The 2814-nt window shown below is 39.9% G+C and carries 3 protein-coding genes and 1 pseudogene; 2 read left to right on the forward strand and 2 right to left on the reverse strand.

The features are described 5' to 3' along the window. Positions 1–240, reverse strand: a pseudogene (locus B3143_RS09375) (NADP-dependent oxidoreductase); the annotation flags it as partial. A 143-nt stretch (positions 241–383) separates the two neighbouring features. Between B3143_RS09375 and B3143_RS09380 the strand changes: the two are divergent. Together B3143_RS09380 and B3143_RS09385 are read left to right on the forward strand one after the other, a co-directional pair. After that, a complete protein-coding gene (locus B3143_RS09380; RefSeq protein WP_004281836.1) occupies positions 384–992 on the forward strand; it encodes a TetR/AcrR family transcriptional regulator in 609 nt (202 codons plus the stop codon). A gap of 111 nt (positions 993–1103) precedes the next feature. Continuing rightward, entirely contained in the window at positions 1104–1334 is a 231-nt protein-coding gene (locus B3143_RS09385; protein ID WP_001087973.1) for a hypothetical protein, read from the forward strand. Between the two features lie 83 nt (positions 1335–1417). Here B3143_RS09385 and B3143_RS09390 read toward each other — a convergent pair whose 3' ends face one another. After that, the gene (locus tag B3143_RS09390) at positions 1418–2545 is read right to left on the reverse strand and encodes an alkene reductase (RefSeq protein WP_004812143.1); all 1128 of its coding nucleotides are present in this window, start codon (positions 2543–2545) and stop codon (positions 1418–1420) included. Positions 2546–2814: the final 269 nt, after the last annotated feature.

Consider the following 2814-nt stretch of genomic DNA (forward strand, 5'->3'; position numbering starts at 1 on the left):
CACTTGACTGACTGTTCCACCGACCATCACTTCGCCAATTTCAACCGGTGCTGCATATGAAGGAGCATCACTCATGCGACCACGCATATAAGGATCGAGTGACAAGTAAATGGTCTTTAACAACATTTCGCCTTGTTTAAGTTCATTGAGCTCAACTTGCTCAATACGAAAATCGCTGTGTTTTGGCTCACCGACTGGCCGTTGAGCTAAAACGATACGTTGATTAATAACTGTTTTCACACATATAACTCCATGTTTTATTTAGAAGTATTTCTCTTCACAATCAAAAATTATGATTAAAATTTCTTTACATCCATTGTAGATGAGTTATAATAAAAAACAATACGACTGGTCTATTTTTTACAATAGAGTAAATAATTAATATGAAGCCTACTCCTATTAAAAAGTCTGAAGCGAAGCGCTTACACATTCTTAACACCAGTTCAGACCTGATTTTGCATAAAGGTTTTACTGGTGTAGGATTACAGGAAATTTTACAGAGCTGTGAGATCCCCAAAGGCTCGTTTTATCATTATTTCCAATCCAAGGAAGCTTTCGGATGTGAATTGGTACAGCATTATGTAGATAATTACCAAGTCCGTTTAAATGATGTATGGCGTAGTGATAAATCCCCTTATCAAAAGCTGATTGAGTATTTTAATTTATGGATAGAAGATCCTGAAACACAGTGTGGTTGGGCGGATAGCTGTTTAATTGTGAAACTTGCCGCAGAAGTTGCCGATCTATCTGAAGATATGCGCTCCATTATGTCCGCTGGCGTCGATGATGTAATCCAACGGATTGCTGCTTTAATTGATTTGGGAAAACAGGATCAGTCTATCCAAGCAGATACTGAGGCCTCGACGTTGGCACAAGTACTTTACCAAATGTGGTTAGGTGCAGCATTACTGAGTAAGTTGCAAAAAGATAAAACGCCATTACATCAAGCTCTGAGAGCAACTAAATTTCTATTAAAAAGTGAAGATTCATAAAAATTAAATTAAATATCAACAACATAATTAATGGTTTATGATAGCAACCCAATGATTACTTATTCATGTATTGCTATTAGATCGATTTACAATCCATGAGTATAGCGTGCAATGAATTCTCCTTCTAAAGCCCTCATGACTCGTATTTTAGTCGGATATTTAGGCTTATATCCCACACTATTACTAGTACTCACTTTATTAAAGCCAATTACTCAGCATCAAAGTTTCCCGATGATGGTGTTGATTGAAGTCATAGTATTAGTGCCAGTAACGCAACTGATTTCTTTCCCACTGGCAGGTTGGCTCATTACACAGCTAAAAAATTTTAAGAATTTGTTTTAACAAGAAATTGTGCTGGCAACAGCAATCCTAAGCCCTTATTTTGCCAACCTTTGTGGTTGGCAAAATAACTCACTTAGTCGAGATTAATCTGCGTAAGCTGGATAATCAATATAGCCTTTTTCCGTCCCACCATACATAGTGCTTGCATCTACTGTATTCAACGGCCAGCCATTAACGATGCGATCGGGTAAATCTGGATTCGCAATAAATGGGCGTCCAAATGCAATTAAATCGGCCAGTCCTGCCTCTAAAATTCGAGTCCCTCTTTCTGCCGTATATCGACCTGCATAAATAATCCGACCACTGAAAGTGTCTCTGACATCTCTACGAAAATCATGAGGAAGTTCTGGTGCATTATCCCAATCAGCTTCTGCAATCGATAAATAGGCAATCCCAACTTCTTCAAGTATTTTTATGGCTTCAATATAAGTCACATGTGGATCATCTTCAACCAACCCTATGTAAACACGATCTTCCTCTGTACTTTCAAATAGCGGGGCAAAACGCACTCCTAAACGATCTGCACCAACCACCTCAGCAACTGCCTCTACTACTTCACGTAAAAAACGCAAACGATTGTTTAGTGATCCACCATATTCATCTTCACGGTGGTTACTATGTGCAGAGATAAATTGATTTACCAAATAACCATTTGCACAATGAATTTCAACCCCATCAAAACCAGCAGCCAAGGCATTGCGTGCTGCTTGAGCATAGAGTTGCACTAATTCTTTAACCTCTGCATTGCTTAAAGCACGTGGCATGGAAGGATCAGCCAAGGTCCCTGCATTGGGCCCGGTCTCAATAAAGACTTTAACATTACTATCAGCCCTAATAGCCGAGGGCGCGACCGGTAATGCATGATCGGGTTGCAAAGATGTATGTGAAACACGCCCAACATGCCAAAGCTGTGCAAAAATAATGCCTCCTTTAGCATGCACTGCTTCCGTCACTTTACGCCATCCAGCAATCTGTTCAGGGCTATAAATACCGGGAGTCCAAGCATAGCCTTGACCACGTGGCTCGATTTGCGTACCTTCGGTGACCATAAATCCTGCCCCGGCACGCTGTTGATAATAGGTTGCCATTAAGTCATTTGGAATATTCCCTGGCTGAGTACTGCGCGACCGCGTTAATGGTGGCAATACAATACGGTTTTGTAAAACATAAGGGCCTAAGCTTAAGTTTTGAAAAAGTTTGCTGGTCTTCATGTCATTGTATCCAAGTAATCATGACTAAATTGATCTAAACTAAAAAAATACCCTTCCTTCCTGTATATAGAAAAATAAAGGAAGAAAAGCTATTCACTCAGGCCCTTCACCATTAAATGAGGGTTATTTTGCTTATTGAGCCAGTTGCTCAAAGTCAGAAGTTTTATTCACTGCTAAGCACCACAACAGACACTAGCTACTCTTTATTTCAACAATTGAAGTAATGCTGTAGCGGTTGCAGCAGAAGAGGCTGGATTTTGTCCAGTAAC

This window comes from Acinetobacter sp. UBA1496, assembly GCF_002324975.1.
GTDB lineage: Bacteria > Pseudomonadota > Gammaproteobacteria > Pseudomonadales > Moraxellaceae > Acinetobacter > Acinetobacter variabilis.

What these genes read in the sequence shown, in the direction of transcription:
- B3143_RS09385 (WP_001087973.1), top strand. Translation starts at nt 1,104, where the DNA reads ATGAATTCTCCTTCTAAAGCCCTCATGACTCGTATTTTAGTCGGATAT.
- B3143_RS09380 (WP_004281836.1), top strand. Translation starts at nt 384, where the DNA reads ATGAAGCCTACTCCTATTAAAAAGTCTGAAGCGAAGCGCTTACACATT.
- B3143_RS09390 (WP_004812143.1), bottom strand. Translation starts at nt 2,545, where the DNA reads ATGAAGACCAGCAAACTTTTTCAAAACTTAAGCTTAGGCCCTTATGTT.